Annotated in this window: 19 protein-coding genes; 14 read left to right on the forward strand and 5 right to left on the reverse strand. The window is 72.9% G+C overall.

The annotated features are described in order from the left end of the window. Positions 1 to 29: 29 nt before the first annotated feature. Positions 30 to 1,559 (reverse strand): SDR family oxidoreductase, encoded by a 1,530-nt coding sequence (locus ACFY0F_RS09170; protein WP_388791063.1) that lies wholly within the window; start codon positions 1,557 to 1,559, stop codon positions 30 to 32. 202 nt (positions 1,560 to 1,761) lie between these two features. Between ACFY0F_RS09170 and ACFY0F_RS09175 the strand changes: the two genes are divergently transcribed. Then, entirely contained in the window at positions 1,762 to 1,938 is a 177-nt protein-coding gene (locus ACFY0F_RS09175; RefSeq protein ID WP_388791065.1) for a hypothetical protein, read from the forward strand. A gap of 18 nt (positions 1,939 to 1,956) precedes the next feature. On the opposite strand, the gene ACFY0F_RS09180 is transcribed toward ACFY0F_RS09175, so the two are convergent. Next, complete coding sequence (locus tag ACFY0F_RS09180; protein ID WP_388791067.1) at positions 1,957 to 2,865, reverse strand: LysR family transcriptional regulator; 909 nt, start codon at positions 2,863 to 2,865, stop codon at positions 1,957 to 1,959. Positions 2,866 to 3,007: 142 nt separating this feature from the next. On the opposite strand from ACFY0F_RS09180, the gene ACFY0F_RS09185 reads away from it, so the two are divergent. The 5 genes from ACFY0F_RS09185 to ACFY0F_RS09205 all read left to right on the forward strand — a co-directional run bounded on the left by ACFY0F_RS09185 (position 3,008) and on the right by ACFY0F_RS09205 (position 7,284). Continuing rightward, complete coding sequence (locus tag ACFY0F_RS09185) at positions 3,008 to 3,085, forward strand: putative leader peptide (RefSeq protein ID WP_351405193.1); 78 nt, start codon at positions 3,008 to 3,010, stop codon at positions 3,083 to 3,085. Between the two features lie 111 nt (positions 3,086 to 3,196). Continuing rightward, positions 3,197 to 4,318: a dimethylsulfone monooxygenase SfnG gene (gene sfnG, locus ACFY0F_RS09190; RefSeq protein ID WP_388791069.1), complete on the forward strand. Its 1,122-nt coding sequence runs from the start codon at positions 3,197 to 3,199 to the stop codon at positions 4,316 to 4,318. A 29-nt stretch (positions 4,319 to 4,347) separates the two neighbouring features. Further along, complete coding sequence (gene ssuE, locus ACFY0F_RS09195; RefSeq protein WP_388791071.1) at positions 4,348 to 4,902, forward strand: NADPH-dependent FMN reductase; 555 nt, start codon at positions 4,348 to 4,350, stop codon at positions 4,900 to 4,902. A 5-nt stretch (positions 4,903 to 4,907) separates the two neighbouring features. Next, entirely contained in the window at positions 4,908 to 6,092 is a 1,185-nt protein-coding gene (locus ACFY0F_RS09200; RefSeq protein ID WP_388791073.1) for an SfnB family sulfur acquisition oxidoreductase, read from the forward strand. A gap of 49 nt (positions 6,093 to 6,141) precedes the next feature. Further along, positions 6,142 to 7,284 (forward strand): LLM class flavin-dependent oxidoreductase, encoded by a 1,143-nt coding sequence (locus tag ACFY0F_RS09205; protein ID WP_388791075.1) that lies wholly within the window; start codon positions 6,142 to 6,144, stop codon positions 7,282 to 7,284. Here the strand turns inward: ACFY0F_RS09205 and ACFY0F_RS09210 are convergent. Continuing rightward, positions 7,263 to 8,324, reverse strand: coding sequence for an acyl-CoA dehydrogenase family protein (locus ACFY0F_RS09210; RefSeq protein ID WP_388791077.1), 1,062 nt, complete (start codon positions 8,322 to 8,324; stop codon positions 7,263 to 7,265). The genes ACFY0F_RS09205 and ACFY0F_RS09210 overlap by 22 nt on opposite strands. A gap of 114 nt (positions 8,325 to 8,438) precedes the next feature. Here ACFY0F_RS09210 and ACFY0F_RS09215 point away from each other — a divergent pair, with 114 nt between their 5' ends. From ACFY0F_RS09215 to ACFY0F_RS09240, 6 genes are all read left to right on the forward strand, one after another. Continuing rightward, positions 8,439 to 8,789, forward strand: a complete 351-nt coding sequence (locus ACFY0F_RS09215) for a YciI family protein (protein ID WP_388791341.1) — start codon at positions 8,439 to 8,441, stop codon at positions 8,787 to 8,789. Positions 8,790 to 8,938: 149 nt separating this feature from the next. After that, the gene (locus tag ACFY0F_RS09220; RefSeq protein WP_388791079.1) at positions 8,939 to 9,850 is read left to right on the forward strand and encodes an aldo/keto reductase; all 912 of its coding nucleotides are present in this window, start codon (positions 8,939 to 8,941) and stop codon (positions 9,848 to 9,850) included. Positions 9,851 to 9,946: 96 nt separating this feature from the next. Further along, entirely contained in the window at positions 9,947 to 10,318 is a 372-nt protein-coding gene (locus tag ACFY0F_RS09225) for a BlaI/MecI/CopY family transcriptional regulator (RefSeq protein WP_388791081.1), read from the forward strand. Then, positions 10,318 to 11,238, forward strand: a complete 921-nt coding sequence (locus tag ACFY0F_RS09230; protein WP_388791083.1) for a M48 family metalloprotease — start codon at positions 10,318 to 10,320, stop codon at positions 11,236 to 11,238. Before ACFY0F_RS09225 ends, ACFY0F_RS09230 begins: the two co-directional genes overlap by 1 nt. Positions 11,239 to 11,659: 421 nt before the next feature. Further along, complete coding sequence (locus ACFY0F_RS09235; protein ID WP_388791085.1) at positions 11,660 to 12,052, forward strand: VOC family protein; 393 nt, start codon at positions 11,660 to 11,662, stop codon at positions 12,050 to 12,052. A gap of 99 nt (positions 12,053 to 12,151) precedes the next feature. Further along, positions 12,152 to 13,222, forward strand: coding sequence for an adenosine deaminase (locus ACFY0F_RS09240; protein ID WP_388791087.1), 1,071 nt, complete (start codon positions 12,152 to 12,154; stop codon positions 13,220 to 13,222). Here the strand turns inward: ACFY0F_RS09240 and ACFY0F_RS09245 are convergent. Together ACFY0F_RS09245 and ACFY0F_RS09250 are read right to left on the reverse strand one after the other, a co-directional pair. Then, a complete protein-coding gene (locus tag ACFY0F_RS09245) occupies positions 13,204 to 13,719 on the reverse strand; it encodes a DinB family protein (RefSeq protein WP_388791089.1) in 516 nt (171 codons plus the stop codon). The genes ACFY0F_RS09240 and ACFY0F_RS09245 overlap by 19 nt on opposite strands. A 63-nt stretch (positions 13,720 to 13,782) precedes the next feature. Continuing rightward, complete coding sequence (locus ACFY0F_RS09250; protein WP_388791091.1) at positions 13,783 to 14,697, reverse strand: LysR family transcriptional regulator; 915 nt, start codon at positions 14,695 to 14,697, stop codon at positions 13,783 to 13,785. A gap of 112 nt (positions 14,698 to 14,809) precedes the next feature. On the opposite strand from ACFY0F_RS09250, the gene mgrA reads away from it, so the two are divergent. Both mgrA and ACFY0F_RS09260 read left to right on the forward strand, forming a co-directional pair. After that, entirely contained in the window at positions 14,810 to 15,799 is a 990-nt protein-coding gene (mgrA, locus tag ACFY0F_RS09255; RefSeq protein ID WP_388791093.1) for an L-glyceraldehyde 3-phosphate reductase, read from the forward strand. Positions 15,800 to 15,921: 122 nt separating this feature from the next. After that, positions 15,922 to 18,594, forward strand: a complete 2,673-nt coding sequence (locus ACFY0F_RS09260; protein WP_388791095.1) for a LuxR C-terminal-related transcriptional regulator — start codon at positions 15,922 to 15,924, stop codon at positions 18,592 to 18,594. The last annotated feature ends 30 nt before the right edge of the window (positions 18,595 to 18,624 follow it).

Genomic DNA, 18,624 nt, shown 5'->3' on the forward strand with positions numbered 1-18,624 from the left:
CGGCCCGCGGGGCCCGGCGGATGCGGGCGTCAGCCGACGGGCGCCCCCTCCTCCGTCCGGGTGAGCGGACCCCGCTCCGCGGCCCGCGCGATGTTGCGGGCCATACCGCCGAACACGACGGCGTGGAAGGGCGACACGCCCCACCAGTAGGCCTGGCCGAGCAGCCCGCGCGGATGGAACAGGGCCCGCTGCCGGTAGCGGCTGCGGCCGGTGCCGTCCGGCTCGGCGTACATCTCCAGCCATGCCAGCCCCGGCAGCCGCATCTCGGCCCGCAGCCGCAGCAGGCGCCCCGGCTCGATCTCCTCCACCCGCCAGAAGTCCAGCGAGTCGCCCGCACGCAGCCGCTGCGCGTCCCGGCGGCCCCGGCGCAGGCCCACCCCGCCGGCCAGCCGGTCCAGCCATCCGCGCAGGGCCCAGGCGAGCGGGAAGGAGTACCAGCCGTTGTCACCACCGACACCCTCGATCACCCGCCACAGCGCGTCCACGGGGGCGTCCACGCGTGCCTCACGACGGTCGGCGTACAGGCTGCCACCCGCCCAGTCGGGGTCGGTGGGCAGCGGATCGCTCGGCGCGCCGGGCACCGAGGCGGAGGACCAGCGGGTCGCGACATCGGCCTCGCGCACGCGCCGAAGGGCCAGCCGCACCGCCTCGTCGAAGCCGATCGGGTGTCCGGGAGGGGTGGGCACGTACCGGGTGATGTCCTGCTCCCCGCAGACCACCTCGTGCCGCAGCGACTCGGTGAGCGGCCGGGCGAGGGACGCGGGCACCGGGGTCACCAGACCCACCCAGTGACTGGACAGGCCGGGGGTGAGCACCGGCACGGGCAGGATGAACCGGCGCGCGAGGCCCGCCACCTCCGCGTACCGCGTCATCATCTCCCGGTACGTGAGGATGTCCGGGCCGCCGATGTCGAAGGCCCGGTTGACCTCCCTGGGCATCCGCGCGCTCCCGACGAGGACACGCAGCACGTCCCGTACGGCGACGGGCTGGATACGGGTGCGCACCCACCGCGGGGTGACCATCACGGGCAGCCGCTCGGTGAGGTGGCGGAGCATCTCGAAGGAGGCGGACCCGGAGCCGATGATCACCGCCGCGCGCAGGACGGTCGTCGGCACCCCCGACTCCAGCAGGATGCGGCCCACCTCCGCCCGTGACCGCAGGTGCGGCGACAGTTCGTGCTCCGGAACGCCTGCCGGGGTGAGGCCGCCGAGATACACGATGCGGCGCACACCGGCCGAGCGGGCCGCCGCCGCGAAGATCCGTGCCGCGCGGCGGTCGTCCTCCTCGAAGCCCTTGCCCGTGCCCAGCGCGTGCACCAGGTAGTAGGCCACGTCGACGCCCCGCATCGCCGCCGCGACCGAACCGGCGTCGGTGACGTCGGCCCGTACCACCTCCACCGCGCCCGTCCACGGCTGGTCGCGCAGCCGGCCGGGGGAGCGGGCCAGGCAGCGCACCCGGTGGCCGGCGGCCAGCAGCTCGGGCACCAGCCGCCCGCCGATGTACCCCGTGGCACCCGTCACCAGGCAGCGCGGCCCGGCGCCGGTGTCGTCGTCGCTCATCGGCCGTCCGTCCTTCCCGTCGGCGCGTGTCGGCGCGTGTGTCGCCCCCTGCACATCCCTTCCACAAAAGCGGGACGTTCGGATGCGTCCTCAAGGACATCCGCCCCGATCAGGGACATGCCCCCGTCGATCCGGGGAAGGCGGAGCAGTACGCACGGTGAATATCCCGTAACCCTGTCGATACTGGAGGTGACCTGCCGCTATGGGCGCGAAGGTGTTGGAGCGGTTCCCTGCGGGGGCCCCGCGCGGGTCATGGCCGGCGGAGGAGTTCGCGGCGGCGCGCCGCGCCGAGGGCGAACCCGCCACCGTGGTGATGGACCTGAAGTCGGACGCGTTCCTCGTGGTGGTCGAGCGAGGGGACGACGACGGAAGGTCCTGACCCGGACCCCACGGCGTCCTACCGGCGGGCCGTGAGGTCACCCGCCCGGCGCACGAAGGCCTCGTACAGATCACGTGCCGCCCGCGGCACGGACTCCGCCCGGCGGCGCTGGAGCATCAGCACCACCCGCGTGGTGTCGTCGGTAAGCGGCCGGTGGGTGAGCGCCCCGCACCGCTCCAGTGGATCCCCGACCACACTGAAGTCGGGCAGCACCGTCGCCCCCAGCCCCTCGGCGACCATCAGCTTGCCCATCTCGGCGCCGTCGGTCGAGTACGAGAAGGACGGGGCGCGCCCGCCCAGCAGCCGGTGCACGTAACGGTGCATCACATACCCGGCGCGCATGGCGATCAACGGCACGCCGAGCAGGTCCTCCACCGAGACCACCCGTAGGGACGCCAGCGGGCTGTCCGGGCGCATGCACACCACCGGACGCCCGCGCAGCAGCTCGGCCGACTCGAAACCCGCCGGGATGTCGTCCCCGTCCAGGTGGTTGACCAGCCCGAGGTCGAAACCGCCCTCGGTCAGCGCCCGGTGGATCTCCGCCTGCTGCGCGCCGACCACCTCCACCTGGGTGACGGGATGCGCGGCCCGGAAGTCCCGGACCACCGGGATGAGCAGCGGCACGGTGGCCGCGTTGACGGTGCCGACCCGCACCATGCGGCTGACCCGGTGCTGTTCCCCTGCGGCCGACCGCAGCCGGTCCACCGCCTCCAGGACACCCACGATGTGCGGCAGCAGCTCCCGGCCACCCGCGCTCATCGTCGCGCCCGACCGTTTGCGCTCCAGCAGATCGACCCCCAGCTCCCGCTCGAGGTTGCGCACGGTCTCGCTCAACGCGGGCTGCGACAGCCGCAGTTCCTCGGCGGCCCGGCGCAGGGAGCCGAGCCGGGTGACCGCCGCGATGTATTCCAGCTGTTCTATCCGCACGACCGCAGAATGCGGCCGTTTCCGAGGTGTGTTCAAGGGTTTCCCTGTCACACCTTCGTGAAATTCAATGGTCCGGGATACGAGACCGGTCGGGTTCTCCTTGACTGCCCTGACGGGCGCTGACACGATCGACGGCATGAAGATGCGACTGGACCTCACGCGGCGACGCCACGTCGACCTCGCACGCGTCTCCAGCGCCTCCTGTCGCGCCGCGGCCTGACCCCCCTCCGAGACACGCCGCGTCCTTTCCTTTCCCGCGCCTGAATTCACCGTGCCCGCGCACCCTCTTGAATTCGGCGTGCCCGAAAGCATTCCGCAACAGGAGTTCCGCATGTCCGCAGCACCCGTGAAATTCGCGTACTGGGTCCCCAACGTCAGCGGGGGACTGGTCACGAGCAGGATCGAGCAGCGCACCGACTGGGGGTACGACTACAACCGGGAACTCGCCGTCCTCGCCGAGAACAACGGCTTCGACTACGCCCTCAGCCAGGTCCGCTACATGGCGAGCTACGGGGCCGAGTACCAGCACGAGTCGACCAGCTTCAGCCTCGCCCTGCTGCTCGCCACCCAGCGCCTGAAGGTCATCGCGGCCGTCCACCCCGGCCTGTGGCACCCGGGCGTCCTCGCCAAGCTCGGCGCCACCGCCGACCACCTGTCGCACGGCCGCTTCGCGGTCAACGTCGTCTCCGGCTGGTTCAAGGGCGAGTTCACCGCGCTCGGCGAGCCCTGGCTGGAACACGACGAACGGTACCGCCGCTCCGAGGAGTTCATCACCGCCCTGCGCAGGATCTGGACCGAGGACCACGCCGAACTCGCCGGAGACTTCTACCGGTTGCGTGACTTCTCCCTCAAGCCCAAGCCCCTCAGCACCCCCGAGCGCCCGCACCCGGAGATCTTCCAGGGCGGAAACTCCACCGCCGCCCGGCAGATGGCCGGCCGCGTCTCCGACTGGTACTTCTCCAACGGCAAGGACTTCGACGGGGTCACCGAACAGATCGCGGACGTCCGCAAGGCGGCGGCCGAAGCGGGGCGCACGCCACCGAAGTTCGGTCTCAACGGCTTCCTCATCGCCCGCGACACCGAGGCCGAGGCGCGCGAGACTCTCCGCGAGATCGTGGCGCAGGCCGACACCGAGGCCGTCGAGGGCTTCGGCGCGGCGGTGAAGCAGGCCGGGCAGTCCACCGGCGACGGCAAGGGAATGTGGCAGGACTCGGATTTCGCGGACCTCGTCCAGTACAACGACGGCTTCCGCACGGGCCTCATCGGCACCCCTGAACAGATTGCGGAACGCATCGTCGCCTACAAGAAGCTCGGCGTAGACCTCTTCCTCCTGGGCTTCCTGCACTACCACGAGGAGGTCGAGTACTTCGGCAAGCGGGTGCTGCCCCTCGTGCGCGAGCTCGAGGAGCGACTGCCCGAGACCGGGGGCGCGTCCGTCCCCGCGCACGCCTGACCATCCGCTCCTGCTCGAAAGAGGACCTCATGGCCACCGTTCTGTCCGTCTCCGGCAGCCCATCCGCCTCCTCCCGCACCAACCGTCTGCTGCGTCACCTGGACCAGCGCCTGATCGCCCAGGGCCACCAGGTGATACCGCTCGACGTCCGCACCATCCCCGCCGAAGCCCTGCTGGGCGCGGACTTCAGGCACCCGGCGATCGTCGAGGCGACCGGACTGTTCGCCCGCGCCGACGGCGTCGTGGTCGGCACCCCCGTCTACAAGGCCTCGTACTCCGGCGTCCTCAAGGCGCTGCTCGACCTGCTGCCGCAGTACGCGCTCACCGGCAAGACGGTGCTGCCGCTCGCCACCGGGGGCAGCATCGCCCACGTGCTCGCCATCGACTACGCGCTGCGTCCGGTCCTGAGCTCCATGGGAGCCGCGCACATCGTCCAGGGCTGGTTCACCCTCGACAAGGACCTCACGGTGCACGAGGACGGCGCCCTGATCGTCAGCCCGGCCGCCGGTGAAGCCCTCGGCCAGGTGCTCGACCAGTTCTCGGCCGCGCTGGGCCGCACCCCGCTGCTCGCCGCGGCGAGCTGAGCGCCGTGACCGCGCACGTCATCGCCGACGACACGGAGGCCCTTGCCGTAGCGGCCGCCCTGGCCGAGGAGTTTCGCGCCGGCGCCTCGGTACGGGACGCCGAACGCAGGTTGCCCCGCGCGGAGTTGGATCGCATGTCGGCATCCGGGCTGCTCGCTGTCACCGTGCCCGCCGAGCACGGCGGCGCGGACGTCTCCACGGCCACCCTGGCGGAGATCCTCCGGCTGCTCGGTACCGCCGACGGCAGCCTCGCCCAGATCCCGCAGAGCCACTTCGCCTACGTCAACGTCATCCGCCGCCAGGGGACCGAACACCAGCGGAAGTTCTTCTTCGGGGAACTGCTCTCGGGCCGCCGCTTCGGCAACGCCCAGTCGGAAGCGGGCACCAGGCACGTCCAGGACATCCGCACCCGCCTGGAACCCCGGCCCGACGGCTCCTACCTGCTGACCGGCGTCAAGCACTACTCCACCGGCGCCCTCTTCGCCGACTGGATCCCGGTCCTGGCCCGCGCCGAGGACGACGACCTGCATGTGGCATACGTGCCCCGGGACGCCCCCGGCGTGTCGGTCGTCGACGACTGGGACGGCATGGGGCAGCGCACCACGGCCAGCGGCACCGTCCGCCTGGACGCCGTCCCCGTGCCCGCCGACCACGTCCTCCCTCACCACCTCACCTTCCGGGGGCCGCAACTCCACGGTGCGGTGGCGCAGTTGCTGCACGCCGCCATCGACACGGGGATCGCCCAGGGAGCGCTGGAGGAGGCCGTCACGTTCGTCCGGACCAAAAGCCGGCCCTGGTTCGAGAGCGGCTTCGAGACAGCCGCCGAGGACCCTCTGCTCATCCAGCGCTTCGGTGAACTCGCCCTCCAGGTGCGCGCCGCCCGGGCGCTGCTGCACGAGGCCGCCCGCACCGTGGACACCGCGCGCGCCGGCCTCACCGACGACTCGGCGGCCGAGGCCTCCATCGCGGTCGCCGCGGTCAAGGTGGCGGCGGCACAGGCCGCGGTCGAGGTGGCGGGCGCCCTGTTCGAGGTGTCCGGCACCCGGTCGGCGCTCGACTCCCTCAACCTGCACCGGCACTGGCGGGACGCCCGCACCCACACCCTGCACGACCCGACCCGCTGGAAGATCCAGCACATCGGCCGCTACGTGCTGAACGGCACCCGCCCACCCCGCCACGGACTCCTCTGACCCCGCCGGACAGCCGAGCCACGGACACCCCCCGATCGGAGACCCCCCCGTGTCCCTCACCTTCCACTGGTTCCTGCCCACCAACGGCGACAGCCGCCACGTCGTCGGCGGTGGCCACGGCACCCCGGCCACCGCCTCCGGGCGGGACCGGCCGCCGACGGTCGCCTATCTGAGCCAGATCGCCCGGGCCGCCGAGGACCTCGGCTTCGTCGGCGCGCTCACCCCGACCGGTGCCTGGTGCGAGGACGCCTGGCTGACCACCGCGATGGTCAGTCAGAACACCGAGCGGTTGAAGTTCCTGGTCGCCTTCCGGCCCGGCTTCGTCTCACCCACGCTGGCCGCGCAGATGGCCTCCACCTTCCAGCGGCAGACGGGCGGGCGGCTGCTGCTCAACGTGGTCACCGGCGGTGAGAGCCACGAGCAACGTGCCTATGGCGACTTCCTGGACAAGGACTCCCGTTACCGCCGTACCGGTGAATTCCTGCAGATCGTGAGGGAGTTGTGGGAGGGCAAGACCGTCGATCTGCACGGCGAGCACCTGCAGGTCGAGGACGCGAGGCTGGCCCGGGTGCCGGACCCGGTGCCCGAGGTCTACTTCGGCGGGTCCTCGCCGATCGCGGGTGAGGTCGCGGCCCGGCACGTGGACGTGTACCTCACCTGGGGGGAGCCGCCCGCCCAGGTCGCCGAGAAGATCGCCTGGATCAGGGGACTGGCCGCGAAGGAGGGCCGGACGCTGCGGTTCGGGATCCGGCTGCACGTCATCACCCGGGACACCGCGGAACAGGCCTGGGCCGAGGCAAACCGGCTGCTGGACGGCTTCGACCCCGAGACGGTCGGTGCCGTGCAGGCCGGGCTGGCCCGCAGCGAGTCGGAGGGCCAGCAGCGGATGCTCGCGCTGCACGGCGGCGGCCGGGACGGGCTGGAGATCCACCCCAACCTGTGGGCCGGGATCGGGCTGGTGCGCGGGGGCGCGGGGACGGCCCTGGTGGGCAGCCACGACGAGGTCGCCGACCGGATCGAGGAGTACGCCGCCCTCGGCATCGAGGAGTTCGTCCTGTCCGGGTATCCGCATCTGGAGGAGGCCTACTGGTTCGGCGAGGGGGTGCTGCCCAGGCTCGCCGTACGCGGGGTGTGGCGGCATCCCTTCGAACGGGACACCGCCCCCGCCGCTCAGGTGCCGTTCGCGAGCTGAGGCCCACGCCCCGTCAGGGCATCGAGGTGAGCCCCGCGCGACCGGGCCGTCTGCCCTTGCACCAGGAGGAACATCCCCTCCCTGGCGAGGCGTTGGGCCTTGCTGTCCAGGGACAGCGCCCGGCCGCCACCGGCCACCACCGCCGCGGTGGTCGCCGTTCGCATGACGTCGTACGACTGTGTCCGCAGCGCCAGCCGTTCCGTCAGGTGCTCTTCGGATGCCGGCGGCTCGTCGGCCAGGGTGTAGGCCCGGCGGCGGACCTCGGCCAGCCGGGCGCGGATCGGAGCGGCCGTCTCCTCGTCCAGCAGGGCGAGGGCCGCCTCCGCGACACCGAACACCGCGGGGGAGGCGTTGACCGTCCTGTCGCGGTCGGTCGCCGCCCAGCTCTCGTACGGCATCCGGAGGGCCACCGCCTCCTCGGGCAGCCACAGTCCGTCCAGCTCCAGCGACACCGTGCGGGCCGCGGTGAGGGCCGCCAGACGCATGGGCCGCGACGCGCGCAGTCCGGGCTGGTCACGGGCCTCGGTGAAGGCGAAGACCACCTCGCCGGAGTCGGTGGTCCCGGCCAGCAGCAGCACGTCGTTCAGACCCCAGCCGGTGTACCAGGGGACGGTGCCGTCGAACCGCCGTCCGCCCCGGCCGCGGGTGACCCGCACCGGAGTGCGCGGATGGGACCGCAGATGCGCGTACGCCACCCCTGACATGAGCTCGCCGCGCGCCAGCGGACCCAGCAGACGCTCCCGCACCGGCGCCTCGCTCTTGGCCAGGACCTGCACCGGCGTGTGGTGCTGCGTCTGCACGAACCACGTGGAGCAGCAGGCCCCCGCCAGGATCTCGGCCGTCTCCCGCGCCACCGGGGCGGGCGCCGCCGAGCCGCCGTACGCCGTCGGCGCGCTCACCCCGAGCAGCCCCGACCGCTTGACCGCGTCGATGTGACCCACGGGAACCTCCCCCTGGTCGACGCGCTCCGCGTTCGGCGCGAGCAGCTCGTCCGCGAGCCGGCGGGCGCGGTCGACGAGGGGGTGTGCTGCGATGGTCATACGGAGAATTCTCCCGGTTCCGCCGGCAGAGGTGACGATCCGGGGGTGTGCCGTTCGTGTGGGAAGCAGGACAACCCCTACCGGGAGCACCCCCAGGACGCCAAGGAGGACGTCATGAAGCACTATCTGCTCAGCGTGGTCACGCCGACCGGCGGACAGCCGCCCGAGCCCGCCGCGCTCGCCGGGATCATGCGCGACGTGGGGGCCTTCAACGACGAGCTGCGCGAGGCCGGGGCCTGGGTCTTCGCCGGCGGGCTGCACGGCCCGGAGACGGCCACCGTGCTGCGGCCCAAGGACGGCGACGTCCTCGTCACCGACGGACCGTACGCCGAGGGCAAGGAGTACCTGGGCGGCCTGTGCCTGATCCAGGCCCCCGACCTGGACGCGGCCCTGGAGTGGGGCCGCAAGGCGGCCCTGGCCACCACCCTCCCCATCGAGGTGCGCCCCTTCGTGGACCAGCACTGACGTGGACCGGTACTGATGCCGGAAACCCCCGATGTCGAGGCCGTCCTCCGCGCGGAGCCCGGCCGAGCGGGCCCACCTCGAACGGCGCCGACGCCAGTGGCCGTGAGACCCCCGCCCGGCTGTGCGCGCGGGCGTGCGAGACTCCGTCGATGACCACTTCACCGATCACCGCGGATGCGTCCGGCACCTGGCAGCTCGGCGATCTCCCCGTCCACCGCATCGGTTTCGGCGCCATGCGGCTGACGGGCAGCGGGCCCTTCCACCACGGCACGCCGAGCGACCGGGAACGCTCCCTCGCCGTGCTGCGCAGGGCGGTCGAACTGGGCGTCAACCACATCGACACGGCCGCCTTCTACTTCTCCTCGACTCGTTCCGCCAACGAACTCATCAACACCGCGCTGGCTCCGTACCCCGACGACCTGGTCATCGTCACCAAGGTCGGCCCCTTCCGCGACTACTCCGGAGCATGGGGCACCGCCGCCCGGCCGGACCAGCTGCGCGGGCACGTCGAGGAGAACCTGCGCCAGCTCGGACGCGACCACCTCGACGTGGTCAACCTCCGCCGGATGCGGCAGGAGTCGATCGCCGAGCACTTCGGGGCCCTGGCCGAGCTTCGCGAGGCCGGACTGATCCGGCACCTGGGTGTGTCCGACGTCGAGCCGCGCCATCTCGCTCAGGCGCTCGAGATCGCGCCGGTGGTGTGCGTGCAGAACCGGTACGGGCTCGACAGTCCCGACCCCCGTACCGACGAGCTTCTGCGGATCTGCGGGGAACGGGGCATCGCGTTCGTACCGTTCTTCGCCGTGGCCGGCGAGGGCGGAGCGCACGGCCCGACCGGGGACGAGCGGGACGAGGTGCTCGCCGTGGCCCGCGATCACGGGGCGACCCCCGTGCAGATCCGCATCGCGTGGACCCTCCACCAGGGCCGTCACGTGCTCGCCATTCCGGGCACCGGCAACCCCGGCCACCTGGCCGAGAACGTGGCCTCGGGAGCCCTGCGGCTCACCGACGGCGAACTGGAGCGGCTGAACGCGGTGCACACCGGGCGGTCCCTTCCATAATGGGGATGCGGGTACAGCCGTGGGACGGCATCCGGCCGACCGCGACGAGCAGACGGTCCACCGGGGGTGGACGAGGACGGGGTGAGGAACGTTCCCATGAGCGACGCGAAGGATGAGCGCCGCCCGGCCGGCGAGCTGGAAGCGAGCGTCATGGCCGCGCTCTGGGCCGCCGGTGCGCCCCAGACACCCGGTCAGGTGCAGCTCAGCCTGGGCGCCGGCCTGGCGCGCACCACGGTGACCACGATCCTGTCCCGCCTGCACGACAAGGGTGTCGTCGACCGGCGGCGGCAGGGGCGGGGGTACGCCTACTTCCCGGTCCAGGACGCCCAAGGCCTCACCGCCCGGCGGATGCACACCGAACTCGACCGGGACAGCGACCGCGAGACCGTGCTCGCCCGCTTCGTCGCCCAGCTCAACCCCGACGACGAGCGGATCCTGCGGGACCTGCTGGAACCCCCCGCAAAGTGATGACCGTCCTGCTGCTTCTGCCGCTGGTGCTGCCGTTCGCCCTGCCGGCGCTGGCCCGTCGGGCCGTCGACCGGCTCGTGCCCGAGGCCGCGCTCTGGGCGATCACCGTCTCGGCGGTCGTGTGCGCGGGCTGCTCGCTCGCCGCGCTCGGCGCCTTCGTGCTCACCGGGCTGCTGAAGCTGTCCGTCTTCGCCGCGCTCGGTGAACTCGTCCACCCGCTGCGCACCGCCTCCGACATCTTCGTGGTCCCGGCGGCCGCCACCTCCGTCGGCGCGCTGGCCGTGTGTGCCTGGGCCCTCGTCCGCTCGGTGCTGCGTCAGGCCCGCGCCCTGCGTGCGGCCCGCTCGGCGGCCGGGCGCGGCCCCGCCGTGGGCGACCTGTGCGTGGTGGACTCGCCGCACCCCGACGCGTACGCGCTGCCCGGGCGACGCCACCGGATCGTCGTCACCACCGGGATGCTGCGCAGTCTTGACGCCGCCGAGAGGGAGGTCCTCTTCGCCCACGAACGGGCCCACAACCAGGGCGGCCACCACTACTTCCTCGCCGCCGCCGAACTCGCCGCGCAACTCCACCCCGCGCTGCGTCCGGTCCGCGAGACCATCCGGCTCGCGGCCGAGCGCGCCGCGGACGAGGCAGCGGCAGGCGCCGTCGGCGACCGGCGTCTGACCGCCCGCGCCATCGCCCGCGCCGCCCTGGTGGGCCACGCCGCCCGCGGTGCCCGCCCGGACCTCGCCCCCGGTATGGCGACCGGGCCCGTCCCCCAGCGCGTACAGGCCCTCCTGGCCGCGCCGCGCCGCGCCACCCCTTGGATCGCCCTCGTACTCGTCGCATGCGCCACCCTGTCCTTCGCGGCCTCCGCCACCGGGGTGATCGACTTCCACCACCGGGTGGAGGTCGCCCAGGGGGAGGAGCGCGGCTAGGGCCTGTCCGGCGGATCATGCCGCAGACGCGGGGCTTGGCACGCCCTCCCCCACTCTCGGCTTCGCTCGAGCGGGCGGTGCCCCCACCGGCGTTGTCGTCGGTTGCCGACTCCCCCATGCTCGAACGAGCTCGCGCGGGGGGACCCCCATCGCGTCGACGCCCTCCTCCGCCTTGCGGCCGGACGCTCCCCCACGCTCGAATGAGCTCGCGCGGGGGCACCCCCATTCGCCCCGCTCACCAGCGCCGATGAGGCACCGCGCCCGTGTCCTGCGACCTGATCCGCCGGACAGGCCCTGGACCCAGTCGTGCGGATCAGGCGGCTGTAGGTCAGGTTGCCTTCATTCGGACTGGCGCCCGAGGAGTTTTACGTATAACCTCACCCGTCAACCACCCCCTCCAGCCCCTCGGTGAAAGGCCCCGATGAGACGCGTCGCCCTTGTCACCCTCGTCGTGGACGACTACGACGAGGCGATCCGCTTCTACACCGACGCCCTCGGGTTCCGGCTCGCCGAGGACGCCCCACGCCCCGACGGCTCCCGCTGGGTCGTCGTGGAGCCCGGCCCGGGAGGGGCGGGCACCGGGCTGCTGCTCGCCCGGGCCAAGGGGGAGGCCCAGCAGGCCCGGGTCGGCGACCAGACCGGCGGGCGGGTCGGGTTCTTCCTGCACACCGACGACTTCGCCCGCGACCACGCCCGGATGGCCGCCGCCGGCGTGACCTTCCTGGAGGAACCGCGCCACGAGCCGTACGGCACGGTCGCCGTCTTCCAGGACCTGTACGGCAACCGCTGGGACCTGCTTCAGCCCGCCGGCTGAGCGCCCTTCGCCGCCACCGCCGAACGCGCCCGCCCGCACGCTCCTCCCGCGCACGACCCCACCGCCGCCGCGAACCGCCCGCTCAAGGAAAGACCCGCCATGACTGCTACGCGCGTAGACACCGAAGTGATCCGCCGCCTGCCCAAGGCCGTCCTGCACGACCACCTCGACGGCGGTCTGCGCCCCGCCACCGTCGTCGAACTCGCGGCCGCGGTCGGCCACACCCTGCCCACCACCGACCCCGACGAACTGGCCGCCTGGTACTTCGAGGCCGCCAATTCCGGCGACCTGGTCCGCTACATCGCCACCTTCGAGCACACCCTCGCCGTCATGCAGAACCGCGAGGGCCTGCTGCGCGTCGCCGAGGAGTACGTCCTGGACCTCGCCGCCGACGGCGTCGTCTACGCCGAGGTGCGCTACGCCCCCGAGCTGAACACCAAGGGCGGGCTGGCGCTGAGCGAGGTCGTGGAGGCCGTGCAGGAGGGGCTCGCGGCCGGCATGGCCAAGGCGGCCGCCGCCGGCACCCCGGTCCGGGTCGGCACCCTGCTGTGCGGCATGCGGATGTTCGACCGCGTCCGCGAGGCCGCCGACCTGGCCGTCGCCTACCGCGACGCCGGTGTCGTCGGCTTCGACATCGCCGGCGCCGAGGACGGCTTCCCGCCCGCCGACCACCTGGCCGCCTTCGAGTACCTGCGCCGGGAGAACGTGCCGTTCACCATCCACGCCGGCGAGGCGCACGGCCTGCCCAGCATCCACCAGGCCGTGCAGGTGTGCGGCGCCCAGCGGATCGGCCACGGCGTGCGCATCACCGAGGACATCGTCGACGGCAAGCTCGGGCGGCTGGCCGGCTGGGTGCGCGACCGCCGCATCGCCCTGGAGATGTGCCCCACCTCCAACCTCCAGACCGGCGCCGCCGGCTCGATAGCCGGGCACCCGATCACCGCCCTGAAGGACATGGGCTTCCGGGTCACCCTCAACACCGACAACCGGCTGGTCTCCGGTACGACGATGACCCGGGAGATGTCCCTGCTGGTCGAGGAGGCGGGCTGGACGGTGGAGGACCTGCGCACGGTCACGGTGAACGCCCTCAAGAGCGCGTTCATCCCGTTCGACGAGCGCAGGGCCCTCATCGAGGACGTGGTCCTGCCCGGCTACGCGGCCGCGCTCTGAAGCAGCCCCCGCAGATAGGCGGCCTGTCCGACGTGCTGCAGATCGTCGGACAGGACGCTCACCAGACGCACGCCCAGGCTGACCGGGGGATCCCAGCGATCGTCGACGATGCGTTCGAGGTCCTTGGCGGGCAGGTCGCGCAGCACCCCGAGGGTCTGCTCGTGCACGGCGTCGTAGTACCTGGTGAGCAGGTCGGCCGATTCGACCCGCACCTTGGCGACCTTGGCGGGACTGTGCCCGTACCCCGTGTCCTGGCGCGGCAGCTCGAGCCCGAAGCGTTTCTCCCAGCCCTGTGACAGCCACACCTGGTCCAGCTCGAAGGCGTCGGCGACGTGGTCGTCCTGGACCCGGGTGAGATGCCACACCAGCCAGGCGACGGAGTTGTTGTCCGGGGCCGGGCGGGCGTGCAGATCGTCCGGTCCTAGCCCGTCGAGGACGGCATGGACTTCTTCTTGGATGCGGCCGTAGCCGTCGATGAGGATGTCCCTTGCATGCATGCCTCCACCATGGCGCATCGCGCTCCGTCGTGCGCCCGGTATCCGGCAGCTGCCGTGACGGAGTCAGCGGGGGCGGGCCCCGGCCTCGGGCGTTGCCGGGTCCCCGGTTTCGAGCAGGCCGACCAGCGCCCGGGCGGCCGGGCTGGTGCCCGTGTGCGGCGGCAGGAGGGCGACGGTCTCGTACTCCGCCTCGCCCGTCCCCTTCAGGGGCAGCGCCGTGAGCGCCGGTCGCTTGTGCCGGAAGTGCCGGGGCACCACGGCGACCCCGAGATTCTCGTCCACCAGGTCCAGCAGGCTGTGCACGTCGTTGACCTCCAGGGCGACCGTGCGCCGCACGCCCGCGGCGGCGAAGGCCGCGTCCGTGGCGCGCCGCGGGCCCCAGTCGGGGTGGAAGTCGACGAAGACCTCGCCGCCGATGTCGCCCGGGACCAGCGCCGCGCCCGCCGTGGCGAGACGATGGCTGGGATGGCACAGCACCGTCATCGGTTCGCTGGTCAGCGACACCGACCGCAGCTGGTCGGAGTCCTCCTGTGTCCGGTAGGCGAACGCGAGGTCCAGCCGCCCCGCCGCGACCTCCTCCGCCAGGGCGCCCGAGCCCGCCTGCCGCAGCCGGATCTCCACATCCGGATGACGACGCCGGAACGCGGCCAGCAGCCCCGCCACGTGCACCCCGGCGATGCACTGCTCGGTACCCAGCGCCAGCGTCCCGCGCAGCACGCCCTGCACCGCGGCGACCGCCTCGTGCGCCGCCCGCACCTGTGCCAGGATCCGTTCCGCCTCGGCGAGCAGCGCGCGCCCCGCCTCGGTCAGGGTGACCCGGCGGGTGGTCCGCACGAACAACGGGGCCCTGAGCTCCCGCTCCAGCGCCCGGATCGACGCGGACAACCCCGACTGGGACACCATGAGCCGCTCCGCCGCCCGGGTGAAGTGCTGATCCTCGGCGACGGCGACGAAGTGCTGGAGGTGGCGCAGTTCCATGATTGAGAAGCCTATCCGCTGAATACCATCGGATTCTTCTGTTGGACCGCTGTACGCGGCCCGGGGAAGAGTGGGCACCGGTAGACCGTGTGCCAACCCCTCTGGAGTCGCGTTGTACACCGCACACCCCGACCGCTACGCCGACATGCCCTACCGGCGCACCGGACGCAGCGGCCTGAAGCTCCCGGCGCTGTCGCTCGGCCTGTGGCACAACTTCGGTCCCGACCGGCCCGTCGAGACCCAGCGTGCCATCCTGCGCCGTGCCTTCGACCTCGGTGTCACCCACTTCGACCTGGCCAACAACTACGGCCCGCCGCCCGGCGCCGCCGAGTCCGCGCTCGGTGACGCCCTCCGCGCCGACTTCGCGCGCCACCGGGACGAGCTGGTCGTCTCCACCAAGGCGGGCTACCTGATGTGGCCCGGCCCGTACGGCGAATGGGGCTCGCGCAAGTACCTGCTGTCCTCCCTGGACCAGAGCCTGAAGCGGATGGGCCTGGAGTACGTCGACATCTTCTACTCGCACCGCCCGGACCCGGACACTCCGCTGGAGGAGACGATGGGCGCGCTGCACTCGGCGGTCCAGCAGGGCAAGGCACTCTACGTCGGCGTCTCCAACTACTCCCCGGAGCAGACCCGCGAGGCCGCCCGGATCCTCGGCGAACTGGGCACCCCGCTCCTCATCCACCAGCCGCGCTACTCCATGCTCGACCGGCGCCCCGAGGAAGGCCTCCTCGACGTCCTCGACGAACTCCGGATCGGCTCCATCGCCTACTCCCCGCTGGAGCAGGGCCTGCTGACCGCCCGCTACCTCGACGGCATCCCCGAGGGCTCCCGGGCCGCGAGCGACAGCCCCTTCCTCAACTCCGACGCGGTGACCTCGGAACTGGTCGGCACGCTGCGCGCCCTCGACGAGATCGCCAAGTCCCGCGGCCAGACCCTGGCACAGCTCGCCCTGGCCTGGGTGCTGCGGGGCGGCCGGGTGACGTCGGCCCTGGTCGGCGCGAGCAGTCCCCAGCAGCTCGCGGACAGCGTGGCCGCGACCGGCAACCTGGACTTCGACGCGGAGGAGCTGGCCCGGATCGACGCGCTGGTCGAGGTGTAGGCCGGTCGCGAACCCGTCGTCCCAGCCGTCCGACCGAGTCGCCGCGCGCATGTCCGGGAAGGCTGCGAAGCTGATCGAAGGAGCACTGTTCCCAGCCCCGACGAACAGCGGCGGTGAGCGCAGTGGCCGATATCGACGAGAACGAGCGGGGGGCGGCCACCGCGCGCGTCGACCCGCTGGGCGACCCGATCCTGCACACCCGGTTCGCGCTGCCGACCAGGCCCGCCACGTTCCTGCGGCGGGAGCGGCTGGTCCAGCACCTCCAGCAGGCTCTGCGCACCCCGCTGACCATGGTCAACGGGGCCGCCGGGGCGGGCAAGACCCTGCTGGTCGCCGACTGGGCGGCCGGCCTGGCGGAGCCGGTCGCCTGGCTCACCGTCGAGGCGGGCGACCAGCGCCCCGGGATCTTCTGGGCCTATCTGCTGCACGCCCTGCGGAACTGCGGCGTTCCGGTCCCGGACGACGTCGGCTGCCCGGCCGAGGCGACGCGTGTCGACCGCAGGCTGCTGGCCGCCCTCGCCGCCGGGCTGAGCGGGCAGGACCGGGTCGTGACCGTCGTCCTCGACGAGTACGACCGGGTGCCCGCCCCGGAGATCGCCGAGCAGCTGGAATTCGTCCTGCGCCACGCCGGGCGGGCGATGCGCCTGGTCCTCGTCACCCGCACCGAGCCGATGCTGCCGCTGCACCGCTACCGGGCGGCCGGTGAACTGACCGAGATCCGCGACGCGGAACTGGCCTTCACCCCGGAGGAGGCCGTCACTCTGCTGGGGCTGCACGGACTGCGCCTGCCCGTCGACTCCGCGCGCGCCCTCGTGGAGCGCACCCGGGGCTGGGCCGCCGGCCTGCGGCTGTGCGCCCTCGCCGCACAGGAGAGCGCCGACCCGGAGACCTATCTGAAGGAGTTCGAGGCGGACCGGAGCACGGTCGCCGACTTCCTGCTGGCCGAGGTGCTCAAGCGGCAGCCGCAGCAGACCCAGGACCTGCTGCTGCGGGTCAGTGTCCTGGAGCGCTTCTGTCCCGACCTGGCGAACGCGATCACCGGACAGACCGACGCCGAGTCCATCCTGGCCGGGCTGCACCGGGAGAACGCCTTCGTCGAGCACCTCGGGCACGGCTGGTACCGGCTGCACCCGCTGTTCGGGGAGATACTCAGGGCCCACCTGAGGGTGCGCCTGCCCGGACTGGAACCCGACCTGCACCGGCGGGCCGCCCACTGGCTGCGAGGTTCCGGATCCCTGCCCGAGACCCTCGCGCACGGCGCCGCCGCGGGGGACTGGGACTTCACCGCCGGCGCGCTCGTCGACGACCTGGCGATCGGGCAGGTGCTGACCGGCCTGCGCTGCGACGACCTCGCCGAACTGTTCGCCCGGATGGGCACCGAGGCCGCGACTCCCGCGACGGACCTGGTACGGGCGGCCCGCGAGCTGTCCCGCAGCGACCTCGACCGCGGCCTGGCCCATCTGCGCCGAGCCGAGGAACGGCTGGCCGAGGACGCGCCCGGCCAGGCCGAGGGCCGGCTGACCTGCGCGCTGCTGGAGACCCTGGCGGCCCGGCTCACCGGCTCGCCGGGACGGGCGGAGAAGGCCGCCGCGGCCGCCGAGGACCTGCTGCAGGAGGTCCCCGCCCACCTCCTGGAAAAGCACCCCGAACTCACCGCCCTGCTGCTGACCCATCTGGGCGCCACCCGCCTGTGGGCCGGGCACTTCGAGGAAGCGCGTGCCGCCCTCGCGGAGGTGGCCGGCTCAGCCGGCGGAGCCGCGACCGTGCTGCCGCGCGAGGAGTCGCTGGGGCACCTGGCCCTGCTCGACCATCTGAACGGCTGGCCGGACCGCGCGGAGCGCAAGGCACTGGCGGCGGTCACCGAGACGGAGCGGTACAGCCTGCCCCAGCCGGCCGGTTCCGGTGTCGAACGGCTGGTCCTGGCGGCCGTGGCCGTCGACCGCGACGAACTGGACCGCGCCCAGGCCCTTCTCGACGAGGTGGCCGCGCTCCCCGCCGCGGTGCACGACCCGGTGACCGCGGCGGGACGGGCCATCGTGACCGCACGGCTGCTGCTCGCCCGGGGCAGGACAAGGGCGGCGCTCGAGGCGGCCGGCCCGGCCGTGTCCGCGGAAGTGGCCTCCCCCTGGGCGCGGAGCCACGAGACGCTGCTCGTCTGCGCCGCCCACCTGGCCGAAGGGCGGCCCGAGAACGCCGCCGAGCTGCTCCGGGGGATGCCCGACGACCACCCTGCGTACGCCGTGGAGGCCGCGCGGATACGGCTCGCCGCAGGCGATCCCGGCGGCGCGCTGGACCTGCTCGCCCACCTGCACGGCGAGGGACGGACCGGGCCGGCGGTGGCCGTCCGGGCGGCCCTGGTGCGGGCCCAGGCCGCACTGCGGGCGGGGGACACCTCCACCGCCCGCCGCCTCCTCGCCCAGGCGCTCCTCGACGCTCGCCGCGACCGGCTGCGCCGCCCCTTCCGCGACGCCGGCCCCTGGATCCGCCCTCTCCTGGCCGAGCCGGCGCTGCGGCAGCTGACCGCGGGCTGGCTCGTACCCGGCCCACCCCCGGACGCCGGGCCGGCATCCCGCTCCGCCCCCCAGTCACCGCCGCTCGTCGTGGAGGAGCTGAGCGGACGGGAACGCGACGTGCTGGAGCGGGCGGCCCGCATGATGTCCACCGAGGAGATCGCCGCCGACCTGCACGTGTCGGTGAACACGGTGAAGACCCACCTCAAGAGCGCCTACCGGAAGCTGGCCGTGAACCGGCGCAGCGACGCGGTGCACCGCGCCCGCGACCTGCGGCTGCTGTGAGTGCGTCCGGCCCGGGTCGTGGGCGGTGTC

The sequence above is a fragment of the Streptomyces sp. NPDC001544 genome, from assembly GCF_042894285.1.
Classification (GTDB): domain Bacteria; phylum Actinomycetota; class Actinomycetes; order Streptomycetales; family Streptomycetaceae; genus Streptomyces.